Origin of the sequence: Nocardioides sp. ChNu-153 (assembly GCF_030466625.1) — a bacterium.
In the GTDB taxonomy this organism is placed as follows: Bacteria; Actinomycetota; Actinomycetes; order Propionibacteriales; family Nocardioidaceae; genus Nocardioides.
Genome location: NZ_JADEVT010000005.1, coordinates 12,522 through 29,966 on the forward strand (window position 1 = coordinate 12,522; position 17,445 = coordinate 29,966).

Sequence of the window (17,445 nt, forward strand, 5' to 3'; positions counted from 1 at the left end):
GGCACACCATGGTGAGCAATCGTGAGCGCGTAGCGCGTGGCCTGGACATCACCGCGGAGGGCCTCGAGCCGTTCGTGGCCAAGACACTGGCGCAACATGTTCCAGCGGGCATGACGTGGCCGACCATTCTGAAGGTGCTTGACGAGTCGCGCGGCAACCCGCGCGGGGACATGCAGTACTCGGCTAACGACCTGCAGTGCCAACTGCGCGTCATGACCGAGCGGATTGGCGACCTGGGATTTCCCTTCAGCGACGCTCTTTCGCGCGCCGAGCAGAACCTGGCTGGCGAGCTGCGAGAGATCCGCAACAAGTCCGCGCACCAGAGCCCGTTCAACTTCGACGACACCTACCGCGCCCTCGACACCATGGAGCGACTGCTCCGAGCTGCTGGCCAGCCCATGGCCGCGGACAAGATCAAGGCGGATCGCGTCGACCTGCAGCGCACCCAGATCGAGTCAGAGACTCGTAAGGATGTGCGGGAGAGCCTCGTCATCGGCGGCTTGGGTGACGTTGAGCTCACTCCATGGCGCGAGGTCCTTCAGCCCCACCCCGACGTCCTATCCGGGCGGTTCAAGGAGTCGGAGTTCGCAGCTAACCTCCACTCGGTCGCACACGAGACCGGCACAACGTCACAGGAGTACGCGGATCCGGTCGAGTTCTTCCGTCGTACCTTCCTGACGGACGGGCTCAAGGATCTGCTTACGCAAGCGGCCACGCGCATTGCCGGTGGCTCGGGCTCGCCTGTCATCAACCTTCAGACCACGTTCGGTGGCGGCAAGACCCACTCGATGCTGGCCGTTTGGCATCTGTTCTCCGGCGTGCCGGCCGCGTCCTTGCCGCAGGAGGTCCAGGAGATCCTCCACTCGGCCGGGCTCGCGGACGATGCCCGCTCCATCGGCCGCGTGGCAGTCGTGGGCAACGAGATCGCCGCAGGTCAGGCCCGAGACCGCGGCGAAGGCATGCAGGTCCGGACGCTGTGGGGAGAAATCGCTCGCCAGCTCGGCGGCCGCGAGGCGTACGACATGCTCGCCGACTCCGACGCGAACAGCACGAGCCCTGGAGATCTCCTCCGCGAGCTCCTGGCGAAGTACTCGCCATGCGTCATCCTCATCGACGAGTGGGTGGCCTACGCCCGCCAGTTGAGCGAGGAAGCCCTCCCGGGCGGCACCTTCGAGACCCAGTTCACGTTCGCTCAGGCCCTCACCGAAGCCGTCGCGGCAACACCAGGCGCACTTCTGCTCGTGTCGATCCCCGCTAGCGACGTTCGTCGCGAGGACGGCGACGCGGGTGGCCCGCTCGCCTCCGACCTCGAGACGGGCGGCGAACACGGAAAGGCGGCGCTCAAGCGACTCGAGCACGTGGTTGGCCGTGTCGCACACCAATGGCATCCGGCCTCGGCGCAGGAGTCGTTCGAGATCGTTCGTCGCAGGCTATTTGAACAGCCAGACGCGGCAGCGTTGCGCGCCATCAACGCTACCGCCCGCAAGTTCGTCACGTTCTACCGCGACCACATGGGCGAGTTTCCGCGCGACACCACCGAGGCGTCGTACGAGACTCGCATCAAGTCCGCGTACCCGATCCACCCCGAGCTCTTCGCGCGGCTCTACGAGGACTGGTCGACTCTCGAGCGATTCCAGCGAACCCGCGGCGTCCTGCGGCTCATGAGCGCAGTCGTTCACGACCTCTACGCCTCGGGCGACGACTCCGCGCTGATAATGCCTGGCTCGGTGCCGGTCTCTGCTCCATCCGTTGTCGGTGAGCTCACGCAGTACGTGGACGTTCACTGGAAGTCGGTGATCGATGCGGATGTCGACGGGACCGACAGTCTGCCGTTCCAGATCGACAAGGAACGTCCCCTGTTCGGCGATCGCGGACTGACCCGCCGCATCGCTCGCGCAACGTTCCTCGGCTCAGCCGCGACCTTGCAGAGCGCCCACAAGGGAGTTGAGCGCAAGCACATCTTCCTCGGCGTCGCCATGCCGGGCGATACGGTCGGCAACTTCGGGTCGTCGCTGCAGATGCTCAGCGACCGCGCGTCGTACCTGTTCTCAGAGGGCGACCGCTTCTGGTACGACCTGCAGCCGTCGCTCAACCGCACGGTGAACGAGCGAGCGGCCAACCTGCACGACGAGGACATTTGGGCGGAGGTCGTCACCAGGCTGAAGCAGGCGGGGGGCAACGCCGGCGCAGACATCGCATCGACCATCGTTGCTCCCGACGACTCCTCGGATGTGCCTGAGGCCGAATCGGTCCGCCTCGTACTGACGCACCCCAAGTACCAGCACAAGAACAAGGACACGGACTCCGCCGCGATCAAGTTCGCTCACGAGGTCGTCAAGTCGCGGGGGAGTGGCAATCGCGAGCGACGCAACACGCTCGTGTTTCTCGCCCCCGACGAACAGCGGTATGCGGAGCTCGAGTCGGCGGTCCGGCAGCACCTCGCTTGGCGCAGCGTCGTTCGCGACAAGGACCGGCTTGACCTGACCCAGCAGCGTGTGGCACTCGCGACCTCGAAGGTCGATGAGACCAACAAGATCGTCGACCAGCGAATCGCGACCAGTTGGATCTGGGCGCTGCACCCGCGCAATCGCGCCGACGACGAGCCCTTCGTCATCGGCGTGGTGAAGGCGGACGGCGATGAGTCACGGCTCGCCGTCCGCACCGGCAAGAAGCTCGTGCGTGAAGACATCTTCCGCGTCCAGATTGCCGCGTCGACGGTTCGCTACGACCTCGACTCCAAGCTTCACCGCGTCTGGAACAAGGGCCCCGTCCGTGTCGGCGACCTGTGGGACTACTACACGAAGCACCCATACCTGCCGCGGCTGCGGGACAAGGGAGTCCTCACCGAAGCCATCGCTGACGTGATGACCGACATCTCCTGGGTTCAGACCGGATTCGCCCTGGCGGCCGGCTACGACCCGGACTCCGGCGAGTTCGCAGGGCTGGCAATCCCGAATGAAGATGCCTTCGGGCGGGTCGGTGATGACACCTACCTCGTGGCGCCGCACGCTGCTCAGGCCCAGCGCCAGCGCGAGGAGGCGGCCGCAGAGGCCGTCAAGGCGAAGAAGGCCGCCGACACGGACGGTGACGGAGACGACGAGCCCACCACCAAGCCGCCCAAGACGACGACCACGAGACCGACACTCCAATCCGTCAAGAACGGCCGCTACCGTGCGCGCTTCGAGGTCGACACTGCGAAGCCCGACGCCATGGGCGAGAGCGTCAAGCAGGCGATCGAAGAGGTCCTGCGCCACATCGCGGCAGCTGAAGGCGCCGAGAACGTCGAGATCGTCCTCGATGTCCGTGCGGAAAATTCCAACGGCTTCGGCGAGAACGTTGTACGTACGGTGAAGGAGAACAGTCGCGTTCTCGGCTTCGACGTCAGTGAGTTCGAGGACGTCGAATGGTAGGTCCGAACGATGTCGAGGTCGTCGACACCATCCAGCTCAAGCCTGACGCCGGCCTCGTCAAGAGCCTCGGGTCGCACCACACCTTCGAGTCGGCGATCGCCGATCTCGTCGACAACTGCATCGACGCTGAAGCGACCCGGATCTCGGTCCGGTTGTTGACGCAGGATGAGCGGTTGGTCCAGGTCGAGGTCGTCGACAACGGCAGGGGCATGGATTCGGCAGCTGCCGATCAGGCGATGACGCTGGGACACCAGCGAGAGTACGGCGACACCGACCTCGGTCACTTCGGAGTTGGCCTGAAGTCAGCGTCTTTCGGACACAGCGACGTATTGACCGTCTGGTCGAGCCGATACGGCGCCGTTCCCGTTGGAAGGCGGATCAAGCGCGCCAACTTCTCCAAGGACTTCTCATGCGAGGTCCTGTCCGCAGACGCCGCCACCGAGATCCAGGAACAGCGACAGAAGCAGATCGACGTCGCTTGGGGAACGACAGTCGTCTGGTCAGGACTCCGCAGCACCTACCACGGCCGCAATGCCACCGAGGCACGCGAGTGGCTGTCCAAGACCGAGCTCGCGGTGCGACAGCACCTCGGCGTGACGTTCCATCGTCTGATCGCGAAGAAGTTCATCGTCATCGACGTCCTTGTCGACGAGGTCGAGTTCGCCGATGAGGCCATTGGTACGCCAGTCAAGGCGATCGACCCCTTCGGCTACGCCACATCGGGTCGTCCCGGATACCCCAAGACGATCGTCGCCTCGGCTGGCGGCCACGAAGTGAAGCTCGAATGTCACATCTGGCCCGCGAAGACCGACATCCCGGGTTACCGGATCCAGGGGAAGTCCGGCGAGAAGTTCCAAGGCTTCTACATCTACAGGAACGACCGCCTCCTGCAAGTGGGTGGCTGGTCTGCCGCAGCCAACCACACAGTGCAACGCCAACTAGCTCGCGTCGTCATCGATGACGCGTCTGCCATCGGCAGTCTCCTGACGATGAACCCGGAGAAGTCTGGACTTCGGATCGAGGCCAACTTCAAGGATGCGCTCGCTCGTGCATCGGCAGCGGACGGAACGTCCTTCGACCAGTACCTCCAAGACGCCGAAGACACGTACAAGACCGCCAACAAGCGGACGATGAAGCGTCACCCCGTCATCACACCCGACCGCGGCTTCGCACCCGTAGTCCGGAAGCAGATCGAGGCCGAGCTCGGTCTGATCAAGTCCGACTCGCTGGAGATCCGCTGGACTCGCATGCCGGAAGGCGAGTTCTTCGACATCGACTTCGGCAACAGCACCGTGCTCCTCAACCAGCGCTACCGCTGGCTGTTTGCTCCCCAAGGCAGCAGCCTGAACGACGCACCGTTGCTCAAGGCGTTGATGTTCCTGCTGACGCACAAGATCTTCGAGGGCACCAACCTAGGTCCCAAGGACAAGGACAACATTGCCCTGTGGCGCGCCATCCTCGGTGCAGCCGTCGAGGCCGAAGAGGAGATGCGTTATGAGTGAGACCCTCAACGACGCCCGTCACTACTCGCTTGCGAACGTCGATGCCTTCTGGGCAGCCGGCAACCCGGTCGTGCTTCCCATCAGCGGCACGCCTTCCTGCACCCTCGACATTCACCCGGCGAATGATGCGATCACGCTCACCACACCGTTCACGCCGCCGGAGCCCGATGTGGCCAAGTGGCGCAACATCACCTTCAAGCCGGTGGCCTCCGACGAGGGGGACATGGCTGAACTGACTGTCGCGGTCGATGACAACCTCCACGGCGCCTACGGACTGTTGACGAGCATCGCCGACGAGCTCCAGATCGGCGGCGAGCCGCTCGCGGTTGCGGTGGCTTCGGCAATCCAGAGACACCGAGGGATGTTTGCAGGCAAGGCCGGTTTGAGCCCCGACAAGGAAGTCGGGCTCTTCGGCGAACTCCTCGTCCTTGAGTACCTGATCAACAAGATCGGTGCCGGCCCGGCGGTGGCATCCTGGCAAGGGCCCCTGTCGGAGGAGCACGACTTCGTCTTCGGCGAGGTTCACCTGGAGATCAAGACGACGTCCGGGGAGCAGCGTCGCCACATGATGCACGGCTTCACCCAACTCGTTCCGCTGCGCGGCGTACCGCTCAGCCTGGTCTCGATTCAGCTGACGCGCAGCAACATCGAAGGCGGTCGCACGCTATCGCAGCTGGTGTCCCAGATCCGTGCGAAGTCGGGCGGCCACCGACCGAAGGTTGATGAAGCTCTCGAGGCCGTTGGCTGGCGGGACGACGACGCCGAGCTCTACTCCACGTTCTGGGCCAAGCGCAGCGAATTCAGGGCCTACGACGTCGACGACCGCTTCCCCGCATTGACTCTCGACCGACTCGCTCCAGTCGTCCCGAACATCAGGGTTGTGTCGGACCTCTCCTACAGAGTGGACGTCACCCACTTCCAGAACCACTCGTTGCCCGGCGCGCTTGCCGGTCTTGTCGAAGCCCAGGAGATTGCCGAATGAGCGACGCCGCTCCCAACCTGTCCTTGCCTCTGAAGAACCTGCTTCAGGGCCTCGCGGAGCAGGCGCCTATTCCCGTGCTGCCCATGCTGGGTGGCTTCGCCGGCCAGCCGGTGTCAGAAGACGACTTGGTGGCGTTCGTGCAGGGGGCGCCGCCGAATGACCCCGGCATGATCCAACTCCGCCTCGCCCTCGCGAAGTGGGACGCAAGCAACGATCTCAAGCTGGCGGGCGCCGACGGGCAGGAGACCGGTTCGGGCACCATCGCGCGGCGAATCGCGGTGGTCAAGAACCTCGGTTTGAGCGACGAGGCAGAAGGGGTGCTCCGGGAGAGCATTCCCGTCCACGTCGAGGGTGCCATTGTCATCTCCAGGGAGTTCGAGCCTTGGTACGAGAAGGTTCGTCACCAGCGCAGCACCATGTACTGGGACCACTACGAGAAGTACCTCGCCCAGGAGAAGAAGTGGCCTGCGGGTTCGATCGCGACCATCGACCAGAGCACCGACGCGGTCGTCGAGCGCCTGACTGACCCGACCCGGTCCGACATCAAGCGCACCAAGGGCCTGGTCGTCGGCTACGTACAGAGTGGAAAGACGGCCAACTTCACCGGCGTCATCGCCAAGGCAATAGATGCCGGCTATCGGCTGGTCATCGTCATGACCGGAACCATCGAGATTCTGCGGGCGCAGACACAGCGCCGCATCGACATGGAGCTCATGGGAGTCGAGAACGTCCTCGCAGGTCAGGATCCGAACGACCCCGAAGTTGCCAAGGGGCTCGACTACCAGCAGGACGAGGACTGGCTGGCGGACAAGTTCGTGCGGCATAGCCAGGAGGCCCTCAACCAGCCGGGAGTCGCTCGCATTCGTCGCGTGACCACCCACAAGGGCGACTACAAGAGCCTGCCGCAGGGGATGTCCCAGCTCCGGTATGAGCGCCACGACAAGTCGAAGCCGCTGAACGCTGAGGAGAACCTTTTCCACACAGACGCCTACGTCGTGATCATCAAGAAGAACTCGGCGCCATTGAAGAAGCTCATCAAGGATCTCAAGCCGATGCAGGCCATGCTCAACGAGTTGCCGGCCCTGATCATTGACGACGAGTCCGATGTCGCATCGGTCAACACCAAGGACCCGAAGAAGTCCAAGGACCGCACGATCATTAACAAGCTCATCACCGAGATCATGGAGATCGTTCCGCGGGCCCAGTACGTCGGCTACACGGCTACCCCGTTCGCGAATGTGTTCATTGATCCCGACGAGACCGACAAGGTCGATCTCTTCCCGTCTGACTTCGTGCTCTCCCTTCCGCGGCCTCCGGAGTACATGGGCGTACAGGAGTTCCACGACATCGATCCGGACTGGGAGAGCGCTCCCAAGGATGTCGGGACGTCGAACGAGCTCGCCTATGTGCGCGCAGTGTCTGGCGACCCCGACGTAGATCCGGCACTGCACAAGGACGAGTTGCGCGTGGCGCTCGACGCGTGGGTGCTCAGCGGTGCCATCAAGAAGTACCGCGAGGCGAAGACTGGCAGCACGTTCCGGCACCACACCATGTTGGTCCACGAGGATGTTCGCAACGCCTTGCACGTCGACTCTGCATCCATCGTCCGCGGCTTGTGGAACACCGGCAAGTTCACCTCAGATGAGGGACTCACGAGGCTTCGGAAGCTCTTCGACGACGACTACACAGCCGTGATGGCAGCTCGAGCAGGCGGTGAGCCCGTGCCCGCGTCATTCAACGAGCTGAAGCCCTACATCCCTGAGGCCATCGCCGAAATGACGAGTGGGGGTGCGGACCCTGTGCTGATCGTCAACTCTGACAAGCAAGCCCAAGCCCAGCAGGAGGCACTCGACTTCGACAAGGGCCGCGTATGGCGCATCCTCATCGGTGGCGCGAAGCTCAGCCGTGGCTTCACCGTCGAGGGGCTCACCATCTCCTACTTCCGCCGGAAGGCCGGCCAGGCCGACACGCTCATGCAAGCGGGTCGATGGTTCGGATTCCGTGAGGGCTATCGCGACCTGGTTCGCCTCTACATCCGGCGCGACCACAAGGTCGACCTGTATGAGGCATTCGAAGCGCTACTCCTCGACGAGGAAGCATTCCGAGACGAGCTCGGGAAGTACGCCGGCTTCGACGAGGACGGAAAGCCGCTCGTCGAGCCCCGTCAGATTCCGCCGCTCGTCAGCCAACACCTGCCCTGGCTGAAGCCGACGGCGCGCAACAAGATGTTCAACGCGGTCGTGAAGGCGCGAGCGTCCGTCGGTGCATTCCACCAGTTGTCGTCACTTCCGCCACGTGCATCGGAGGTGCCCGCGAAGGACCGCGCAGTCGTCGCGGCGCAGCACCAGTCGAACCTCGACAACGTGGTCCTCCCGCTGCTTCAGCTCGCCGGCACGCTAGAGAAGCTTGAGTACGACGATTCCGGCACGACCCGATACCAGCACGCTCGCGTCGGCCTGATCGGTGCAGCCGAATTCCTCGACTTGTTGGACAAGCACACCTGGCACCCGAACTTCCTGAGCGTAATCGATCCCATCAGGGCGTTCATCAGAACGGCAACCGACAGGGGCCGTATCAAGGACTGGGCAATCATCTGGCCGCAACGGGCGACGCCCGGCCGTGAGTTGGAGTTCGATGAGTTGCCCGTGCCCGCCCCTGTCTTCAAGCGCGGTCGTCGGAAGGATCCTCGAATCGACTTCACCGGTGAGAACAAGCGCAACATCCTCGCCGCGGGCGCGGTGCCGTCAGGCGAGTCGCTGCCCGGCCTCGGCAAGAGCGACACTCGCGGCGTGCTGGTGGTTTCCCTCGTAGCCGACCGCGACGAGACGTCCGAGGCCGAGCCCGTGACTCGTGACGAAGTCGTCGGGCTCATCTCGCTCCGCGTGCCTGACAAGTCGGTGCAGAGCAAGCGCGACCACATCCAGTACGGGGTTGTGATCCCAGCTAAGGCGGACGAGGTCGCCGTCGAGGTTGCTGCCCAGAAGGCAGGGTGAGCGGCCGCATGACGGATGCCGACTCCGAACTCCATACACGCACGTGGGCGGAGGCCTTCCCGTGGATTCCCAGTGAGGCAGCAGATCAAGTCTGGGCGCAGGGCACCTGGTGGGATTGGGCGATCGACGACAGCGATGCTGCGTCCCGCACGTCAGTCGTCGAGAACATCGTCTCGCTCGCGATCGACAAACTTGGGCATTGGCCGATCGGTGACGTCTTCCCGGGCCTTGCCAGCGATGTGGAGCTGGCGAGACTTGATCTGCCCGTACGGGCGAAGAATGTGCTGCAGCGAGCCCATATGCACAGGGGTGTTGACCTGGCGGAGTTGTCTGTGGAGGCGCTGTTCGAGTTCCGCAACGCAGGTGTGGGTACCGTGACGGCCGTCCTGCGGGAACTGGTCAGAGTCGCCTCTTCGCAGCCCCAGGCCGCAGTTCGCAATGAGGAACCCTCTGCTACCAGGCTCGATCCGGTCGAACCCCCGAGCCAATGGCTCGGCAACCTGATGCTGGATCTGGAGACGCTCGCGGAGTGGAACCATAGCCTCGGGCTCCACGATCGAGGCGTTCTATCCGAGCTGCCGATTGGCGCGCCCCAAGCGGTTATTCGAGCCCGCAAACGACTCCTGAGCTTGAGTGCAGACGACGTTCTTCCTAGTAAGGCGGCCAATGTGGCTGACGAGCTCGACGGCGCTCTGTATGGGCTTGACGACCGGTATCTAGCAATACTTGCGAAGCGCCTGTTCGCCTGGCAGCCGATGACGCTCGGGGAGCTGGGCCAAGAGTTCGGCGTTACCCGCGAGCGTGTGCGACAGCTCGAAGTCAAGGCTCGAGCCAAGCTCAACGACTTGGTCACTGGCGACACATCGGCAGGGCGGGTCGCCAGCATGGTTCGAACGCAGATCCGGGGCGTTCGTCCGCTCCATGAGTTGCTCGCTGAGGTGCCGGCGTTAGCAGTGGAAGTCGTGACGGTCGGCCAGCCGGCTTGGCGAGTCATCGACGTTCTGGACGACGCGTACGAGATCGCTGACGGGTGGTGTGCCGAGCCGAGCTTCGAGGCGGCGCGCCGAGACACGAGCGTCTTCCTGGACGAACTGGCGGATGCCTACGGCGTCGTCAGGCTCGCTGACGTCACTCTCTCCGGCGATGAGGCTGGCGCATTGCCGTGGCTCAAGGATTGGCTCACCTACTTGAGTTACGAGGTGCGGGGCGAGTTCGTTCTTCTCAAAACGGCATCGCTCAACGACATGGCGGCCGCCATCCTCTCGATCGAAGGCGCGCCGCTCACCTTTGAGGAGCTGCACAAGCGGATCGGCCGGGGCGCTCCCGGGAGCCTTAGAAACCAACTCAGCACCGATCAGACCTTCACCAAGGTGGACCGCGAGCACTTCGCTCTCGCTGAATGGGGCATGGAGGGCTACACGAACATCCGTGGTGAGATCGCGAAGCTGCTCGAACAAGCCGAAGGTGAGTTGCCGCTCGCCTCGGTGGTCCAATCCCTGGTGGAGCGGTTCGGGGTGTCGGCGGACTCGGTTTCGGTCTATGCCGGCAGCCCACCGTTCCAGGTCACGAACGGCGTCGTCCGCCATGACACGGGCCAGCTGGCTGGAGCTGGCAAGAATCCAGCCAAGGTTCAGCGGTACTACCGGCGGGGCGACGACTGGCTCTATCGCACCACAGTGACTTTCGACCACCTTCGCGGGAGCGGCTGGCCCGCGTCGACTGCATTGTCAACCATCCTTCGAATGGCGCCAGGGGAGTACGCCGAGTTGCCGTCCCGGCTTGGCCCGCAGAGGTTCTCGTACAGGACTCACCAGCCATCGTTCGGCAGCATCAAGCGCTTCCTGGAGGACATGGGTCTCGGGATCGGTGACGAGATCTTCCTCGTCTTCCGGGCCGATGGTTCGTTCGACATCGAGAGGCTCCCTGACGCGCCAGTCGACGAGATGGCTCAGGCGCTGAGGCTCGTTGGCGCTGACATGTCGCTCGGCGTTTCGGCGGCGATCACAGCGTTGGGTTCGGCCATCAAATTTGCGCCCGATGCGGACATCGTTTCCATTGCGCGGGGTTATGAGTCGCGCAGGGAGCAGCAGATTCACGATCTGATTTTGGACATCAGCCCCGGATGATGTCTATCAGGCCGAGCCGCTGACCTGCGGTCATGGACGCCAGGAGCCGATATCGAGGCGAGGCGAGCGGCGCCATCGGTACTCGAACGGGGCCCGCCTCGCGTAGTTTGCTAGTCAAAATTTGTCGGCGCTGGGCAAGCGCTGCCCGCAGTCGTTTCATAGTGGCGTCCGTCTAATGATCGCGCCAACTGCGGGACTTATCGCTCCTGAGCCGGTCCCCTGACACCGTCAGGGGACACCCACTTCACCCCCGCTGCGCCGTGTTGCGCTCCGTTCTCACAAGGACGCTTCCACGGACCCCGTCAGGTGCAGGAACAGCAACCGCGTCTCGATCGCTCCGCCCACGCTCGCCGAAAGCATCTCCCGGTAGGCCAGAAGCTGCGAGCGGTAGAAAACGGTTTTCGCATCCAGCGTCGCGCTCGTGACGACGTCGGTCTTGTAGTCGACCACCACGAGCGACCCGTCGTCCTCGCGGTAGAGCAGGTCGATGATGCCCTCAACCAGCGTGCCGTCCGCCCGCGGAGCGCCGACGTACACCTCCCGCCAGTGCTCCCGGCCCGCAGCCCGCCTCACCAGGTCGCTTGCCAGTGCCGCCTTGACGAGCCGGGTCACGACGTCCGCGTGGTCGACGATGGCCTCGGCGACGACCTGTGCCCGTACGGCGTCACGGAGCCCGGCGCCCGTCGCCAGGTCGACCACCTGCAACACCCCGTGGACGGCGCGCCCGACAGCGGAGCCGTAGCGCCCCTTCGTCCACGGCGGTAGCTCGAGGTCACGAGGACCCTTGGCGGCGCCCGCCTCGCCGGCCTCGGCCATCACGACCTCGGGCTCGGTGCCTTCCAGACCCGAGGCCGTCAGAGCGCCAGCCCGCCGGCTGTTCGCCTGAGCGGTCCTGATGCCGCTGAGCCACTCGTCCCGAGCGGGAGGAGGGGCCGCCGACTCGGCGGCCGGCGTCCGCGGGCGGGCGTCCGCGTCCACCGTGAACAGCAAGGGGTCGCCGACGGTGGAGCCGCCCACGCTGTCGATCAGCTCCGCCGGAGTGAGTTGCTCGGGGTTGTTGCGCGGGATGCGGTGCAGCGACACGACGAGGTGGTCGCGTGCGCGGGTGGCGGCGACGTACAGCAGCCGGGTGCGCTCGAGGTCGCTCATCTGCTCGTCGATGGCGGCCATCCCCTCGAAGCTGGGGTCTCGTAGGTCCTTGCGGAGGCTGACCGCGTAGCCGGTCTCGTCCCACAGCAGGCGAACGCCGTACTCGCGCCGCGGCTGCGTCGACATGCCACTGAGGATCACGATGGGGAACTCCAGGCCCTTGGCGGCGTGGACCGTCATCACCCGCACCGCGTCGATGTCCTGCTCCGGGAGGACGGCTTCGGACACGCGGGCCTTGTCCTGCGCCTGGTGGGCCACCCAGCTCAAGTACGAGCGGAGCCCTCCGTGGGAAACCTCCGTCCAGGCCCGGGCCTGGTCGACGACGAAGCGCAGCCGGCGCCACGAGTCGCGGGTGCGCGGGAGGTGGACGCCGATCTCGAGCGCCCGCCGGTCGTCGACGATCCGGCTCAGGACCTCGCTGGGAGTGAGCCACCGGGCGGCTCGGTGCAGCGCGGTCAGGTACGCGAGGGCCCGGCCGACAGGACCGTCGGCCAGGGCATCGTCCGTCGTCCTCGCGAACAGGTCGATGCGGGCGCCGGAGTGCTTCCAGCGCCACAGGTCGTCGTCGCCGCACGCGAAGAGGGGAGACCGAAGCGCCGCAACGAGCGCGAGCGCGTCTGACGGGTCGGCGATCGCGCGGGCGGTGATGAGCAGGTCGCGCACCTCGGGCGCCTCGTAGACCAGCGACATCGACTCCGCCCGGAAGTGGACGCCGGCGTCGTCGAGCGCGTCCTCCAGCATCGGCATCGAGGTGCGCGACGGGATGAGGATGGCGATGTCGGCAGGCCGCGCCGGGCGCCACGCCTCCGTGGTGTCGTCGAAGACGGTCCAGCCCTCGTCGAGGATGGTCGTGATCATCCCGGCGACGTCCGCGGCTTCGAAGCGCCGGAGGGCTTCCGCGTCGACCTTCGGGTTCGGCTCCGCGCCGAGGATCGCGACGGGCGGCCCGTGCAGGCTGGGATCGACGGGCCGGTGGGCGACCAGGGGCTCGTACGGCGGCTGTCCGTCCTTCTCGTACGTGATCAGCTGGCCGAAGACAGCGTTGACCCACTCGATGACGGCCGGGTCCGAGCGAAAGTTGGTCGACAGGGTCGTGCTGGTGCCGATCGCGGCCTGCGCGTCGAGGTAGGTCTTGATGCTGGCGCGACGGAACCGGTAGATCGACTGCTTCGCGTCGCCGACGACGAAAAGACGGCCCTCGGGCACGGCGACGTCCTCCCACCGCTCCTGGCGAGCGTCGCGCCCGCCCGCGATGCGGACGGCGAGTTCGATCTGGATCGGATCGGTGTCCTGGAACTCGTCGAGCAGCAGCCGCCGATAGCGCTCGTGGAGGGCCGCGCGGGTGTCCTCCGACCGGACGAGGAGGTCGCGGGCGAGCACGAGGAGGTCGTGGAACTCCAACTGCCCGCTGCGCCGTCGTTCCTGCGCCTCGGCCAGGACGCGACCGCCCGCCCAGTGAGCGAGGTGGCGCAGGCACTGCCCGACGACGGCGGCGCGCAGGGCGACGACCTTCTCCTGCACGGCCCTCACCTCGGCGCGGATCGCCTTCGGGTCCTCGCCGGACCAGTCGGCCTTGCGACCGGTGTTCCCCATCGTGAACGTCTCGACGGCCGGGATCGCCTCCAGCAGGTGCCGCACCGACGGGGCCGCAGCGACCTCCTCGACCAGTGCCGCGAGCGCGCCGATCTTGCCGCAGAGCTTGTCACCGGGGTTCGTGCACCTGGACTTCAGCGACGCCAGCTGGGTCATCCCGTCGTGGACGAGAGCGAGGTCGGGAACCGACACGGGCGCGGGCGGGTGGGTGAGGACGTGGGTGTCGATCCGGTCCCAGTCCGACCCGAGCAGCCGCACCAGCTGCCGCACCTGCCGCAGGGTGACCCCGGCCGCCATCCCGAGGATGAGCGCCTCGGAGACCGCGTCGTCGTCCAGCAGTTGCTGCTGGATGCGGGACCAACGCTCCTCGAAGGCGATGGAGGACGCCACCTCGTCGAGCACCTCGACCGCCGGGGGCAGCTGCGCCTCGATCGGGTGGGCGGACAGGATCCGCTGCGCGAACGAGTGCAGCGTGCCGATGGCGGCCAGGTCCAGCTCGTCGAGCGCGCGCTGGGCACGCTCCCGTCGTACGACGTCCCCGGCGCCGTGCGCGGCCTTCTCGAACTCGGAGCGCAACCGGTCCCGCAGCTCCGCGGCCGCCTTGATCGTGAACGTCACGGTGGCGATGACCGGCATCGGCACGCCGTCCACGAGCACGAGGTGCGCCACCCGTCCGACGAGCGAGGTGGTCTTCCCCGACCCGGCGCCGGCGCTGACGAACAGCGTCCGGTCGGTCTGCTCGCGGATCCGCCTGCGCGCCGCGATGTCCGCGGGCTCAGTCATGGGGAACCTCGTTGTCGACGATGAGGGACACGAGGGTCGCCAGGTCGGGGTGGGCGGCCTTGGACGTCCACTCGCGGCGGCGACCGGCGTACCCGACGCCGTCGGGGTTGCAGAACGCGCACTGGGTGAAGGCGAAGTCGTCGCCCGTCGGGGGGCGGGCGGGGTACAGGCCGCCCGCGATGCCGGCAGCGAGAACGGCGAGCACCCGGCCGTAGTGGTCCCGGACGTCGTCGTCGAACTCCAGGTCGACCCGGCCGGTGTCCTTGTGGACGAACCAGTACCCGGCCGTCACAGGCAGGTCGAGGTCGAGGACCGCGAGTGCGGCGTAGGCGTACGCCGGCAGCTGGAGCTTGCTCCCGTACGGCGCGGGGTCGGCCTGCTTGATGGAGCTGTACCCGCTCCTGCGGCCGGACTTGATGTCGGTGACGTAGATCCGACCGGCGGCGACGTCGATCTTGTCCGCGCTCCCGCGCATCAGGATGGTCCCGCCCGGCACCGCGATCTCGATCGGTGGCTTGCCGTTCAGTCCGAACTCGAGCTCGGCGGCCGTGACGGCGGAGGCGTTCCCGGCGCGCCACGCGGAGTCCTCGTCCAGCATGGCGGCGAGGGTGATGAGCACCCGCTCCTTCTCGACCGCCCAGAGCCGTTGATGACCGGTGACCCCTCGTTGCTCGAGGGCGGCCGCGTTCCGTTCGGCGATCTCGCGGAGCGCCAGCTGGTGCTCTGCGGTCCACGGCTCCCCAGAGCTGGGCAGCCCGCCCCGCTTGGTGAGCTCGTCCATGCAGGTGTGGATGAAGGTGCCGAGCTCGGCCGCCGGGATCGTGACGACGTCCTCGGGGTTCTCGACGGGACGCACGCCGAGCATGCGCTCGACGAAGTAGGAGTGAGGGCAGGCGGCGTACTTCTCCAGCGCGGTCGGGGAGATCGCCTCCTCGCCCAGCCGGAGGTCGCTGAGCCCGTCGAGCCCAGCCAGGTTGCCGTCGAAGCGGGTGAAGTCGGAGCCGTCGCGCGCCCTCAGGACCTCGCCGGCGCTCTCGACGACGACGTCCGTGAGGACGCCGGCGACCGCCGCGCGAATGCGCCACTCCTGCTCGGTCGCGAGACGCCCGGACGTCAGCAGCTCGCCCGCGAACGACCCGACTGCCCAGACGTGCTCGGCGTACGTCGCGGTCTCCCACTGCGTGGCGGAGAGCTCCGGATCGCCCGCCAGGTGGCGCAAGGTGGGCAGGAGCCACCGGCTCGGCAGCCGCCCCTTGGTCTGGCGCAGGTCGCCGCGGGGGAAGGTGGCGACGACCTCGGGTGCCGTTGAGAAGGCAGCGTCGAGCGCTCGGCGCTTGTCGTCGATGCGGTCGCGCAGGCTCGGGAGCGCGCCGTCCAGGCGGGCCCTGATCCGGTCGGGCAGGAGGACGTCCTCCCGGGGGGTTCCGGGGTAGAGGTCCTCGCTGAGGCCGAGGACGTAGGTGACGTCGGCCGACAGACCCGCGCCGGTCGCGATCGGGCCGACGTACACACCGTCGCCGAACCGCCCCACGCGGGGGATCGACGCCTCGAGGTCCACCGACAGCAGCTCGTGCAGCGCGCCGACGGAGGGTGGCGTCGTCGTGTCGTCGAGCACGACGAGACCGCGGAGAGAGAGCTGCAGCGTCGTGTGCGCGTGCTGCTCCTCGGGGGGCAACCGCCGGAGCCGGTCCTGGTCGACCAGCAGCGCGGCGTACAGGCCAAGGGCCCAGTCGATCATGTCGGCCCAGGTGCCGTGGGTCTGTGAGAGCTGGCGGCGCAGCTCACCGGCGAAGGCGTGGAGCCGGTGACCCGACTCCTTCTCCCACTCGGGGGCCTCGTCGTCGATCCAGGTGCGCAGCCGCTGGTCCCAGTGGTCGCCGCGGACGACGCCGGCCGCGCGCGAGTGGCGCTCCCACCGAGCGGTCGGGACGAGCTCGCCGTCGAGATCACGCACCGCCGCGCCGCCGAGGGCGTCGAACAGTGCGGCCCGCGGGAGGTCGGCACGAGCCAGGTCGAGGAGCCCCAGGAAGGTGCGTACGACGGCTCGCTCGGCCACCGGGCGGGCGCCCGGCCCGTTGTACGCGATGCCGGCGGACGTCAGCTGCTCGGCGAGGAGCCGGGTGTAGGGCCGGGGGTCGGCGTAGAGGACTACGGCCGTCCTGCCCTGCTCGAGGTTCGTCATGAGGTCCCGCACGACCGCGCGCACCTCGTCGTCGGCATCCGACGCGTGGATGACGCGGGTGGCGCGGGGTGCGGGGTGTTCCACGTCGACGGTGACCACCGTGCGGGCCGTCTGGAGCGCCTCGAGGAACCGGTGTTCGCTCGGCGTGAACCGACCCGAGAGGTAGACAATCACGGGCTCGTTCCCCGCGTCCGCAGCGTCGGCCGCGGCCCAGAGCAGGTCGACCTCGTCGTACCAGGACGAGCTCAAGGTGGCCTCGACCTCGCGCTGCAGGCGCACCAGGTCCGGCGCCGGCAGGGCCAGCGTGCTGACGAGGTCGAGCGCCGCGGCGTCCAGGTCGCGCAGGTCCCGGTAGGCCCGGGTGAGGGCCGCGACGGTCGAGGGGTGGTCGGCGACCTCGGCGAAAGGCCCCGGCTCTCGTCCGAGCGCCTGCCGCCACGCCGACGCGACGACGGCTCGCGTGGCGGGGCGCTGCGGGGCGAGCAGCGGCGCGGCCAGGAGGTCGGCGTAACGCGCCAGGGCGGTCACGTTCACGGCCGCCACACCGCCATGAGAGGCCAGGTGTCGACGAGCGGTGACGGCGGCCGGGGTGGACGGGGCGAGGACGGTGACCGGCCTCAGCGGGTCACCGGCCTTCAGGTCGTCCACCGCGTTCGCCAGGCGCTCGAGGGCCGACTGCACCGGTGAGGGGTGGGCTGGCGTCACCAGCTCAACGTAGCGGCGGC

The 17,445-nt window shown here is 66.8% G+C and carries 7 protein-coding genes; 5 read left to right on the forward strand and 2 right to left on the reverse strand.

The annotated features are described in order from the left end of the window. Positions 1-8 precede the first annotated feature (8 nt). From INN71_RS08715 to INN71_RS08735, 5 genes are read left to right on the forward strand one after another with little or no spacing between them, the layout of a single operon-like run. Positions 9-3,410 (forward strand): Swt1 family HEPN domain-containing protein, encoded by a 3,402-nt coding sequence (locus tag INN71_RS08715; RefSeq protein ID WP_301800082.1) that lies wholly within the window; start codon positions 9-11, stop codon positions 3,408-3,410. Continuing rightward, on the forward strand, positions 3,404-4,912 hold the full coding sequence (locus INN71_RS08720; RefSeq protein ID WP_301800083.1) for an ATP-binding protein: 1,509 nt from the start codon (positions 3,404-3,406) through the stop codon (positions 4,910-4,912). Before INN71_RS08715 ends, INN71_RS08720 begins: the two co-directional genes overlap by 7 nt. After that, positions 4,905-5,894 carry a PD-(D/E)XK motif protein gene (locus INN71_RS08725; RefSeq protein ID WP_301800084.1) on the forward strand — a complete coding sequence of 330 codons (990 nt, stop codon included), beginning with the start codon at positions 4,905-4,907 and terminating at the stop codon, positions 5,892-5,894. Before INN71_RS08720 ends, INN71_RS08725 begins: the two co-directional genes overlap by 8 nt. Then, complete coding sequence (locus INN71_RS08730) at positions 5,891-8,887, forward strand: Z1 domain-containing protein (RefSeq protein ID WP_301800085.1); 2,997 nt, start codon at positions 5,891-5,893, stop codon at positions 8,885-8,887. Before INN71_RS08725 ends, INN71_RS08730 begins: the two co-directional genes overlap by 4 nt. Beyond that, positions 8,884-11,013: a sigma factor-like helix-turn-helix DNA-binding protein gene (locus INN71_RS08735; protein ID WP_301800086.1), complete on the forward strand. Its 2,130-nt coding sequence runs from the start codon at positions 8,884-8,886 to the stop codon at positions 11,011-11,013. The genes INN71_RS08730 and INN71_RS08735 overlap by 4 nt, the downstream gene beginning before the upstream one ends. Positions 11,014-11,289: 276 nt before the next feature. On the opposite strand, the gene INN71_RS08740 is transcribed toward INN71_RS08735, so the two are convergent. Both INN71_RS08740 and INN71_RS08745 read right to left on the reverse strand, forming a co-directional pair. Beyond that, positions 11,290-14,538, reverse strand: coding sequence for an exodeoxyribonuclease V subunit beta (locus INN71_RS08740; protein ID WP_301800087.1), 3,249 nt, complete (start codon positions 14,536-14,538; stop codon positions 11,290-11,292). Beyond that, positions 14,531-17,425 carry a PD-(D/E)XK nuclease family protein gene (locus tag INN71_RS08745; protein ID WP_301800088.1) on the reverse strand — a complete coding sequence of 965 codons (2,895 nt, stop codon included), beginning with the start codon at positions 17,423-17,425 and terminating at the stop codon, positions 14,531-14,533. Before INN71_RS08745 ends, INN71_RS08740 begins: the two co-directional genes overlap by 8 nt. Between the last annotated feature and the right edge of the window lie 20 nt (positions 17,426-17,445).

Excerpts from the sequence above, each read along its gene's own strand:
- INN71_RS08740 (WP_301800087.1), bottom strand. The coding sequence starts at position 14,538 with ATGACTGAGCCCGCGGACATCGCGGCGCGCAGGCGGATCCGCGAGCAG.
- INN71_RS08730 (WP_301800085.1), top strand. The coding sequence starts at position 5,891 with ATGAGCGACGCCGCTCCCAACCTGTCCTTGCCTCTGAAGAACCTGCTT.
- INN71_RS08720 (WP_301800083.1), top strand. The coding sequence starts at position 3,404 with ATGGTAGGTCCGAACGATGTCGAGGTCGTCGACACCATCCAGCTCAAG.
- INN71_RS08715 (WP_301800082.1), top strand. The coding sequence starts at position 9 with ATGGTGAGCAATCGTGAGCGCGTAGCGCGTGGCCTGGACATCACCGCG.
- INN71_RS08725 (WP_301800084.1), top strand. The coding sequence starts at position 4,905 with ATGAGTGAGACCCTCAACGACGCCCGTCACTACTCGCTTGCGAACGTC.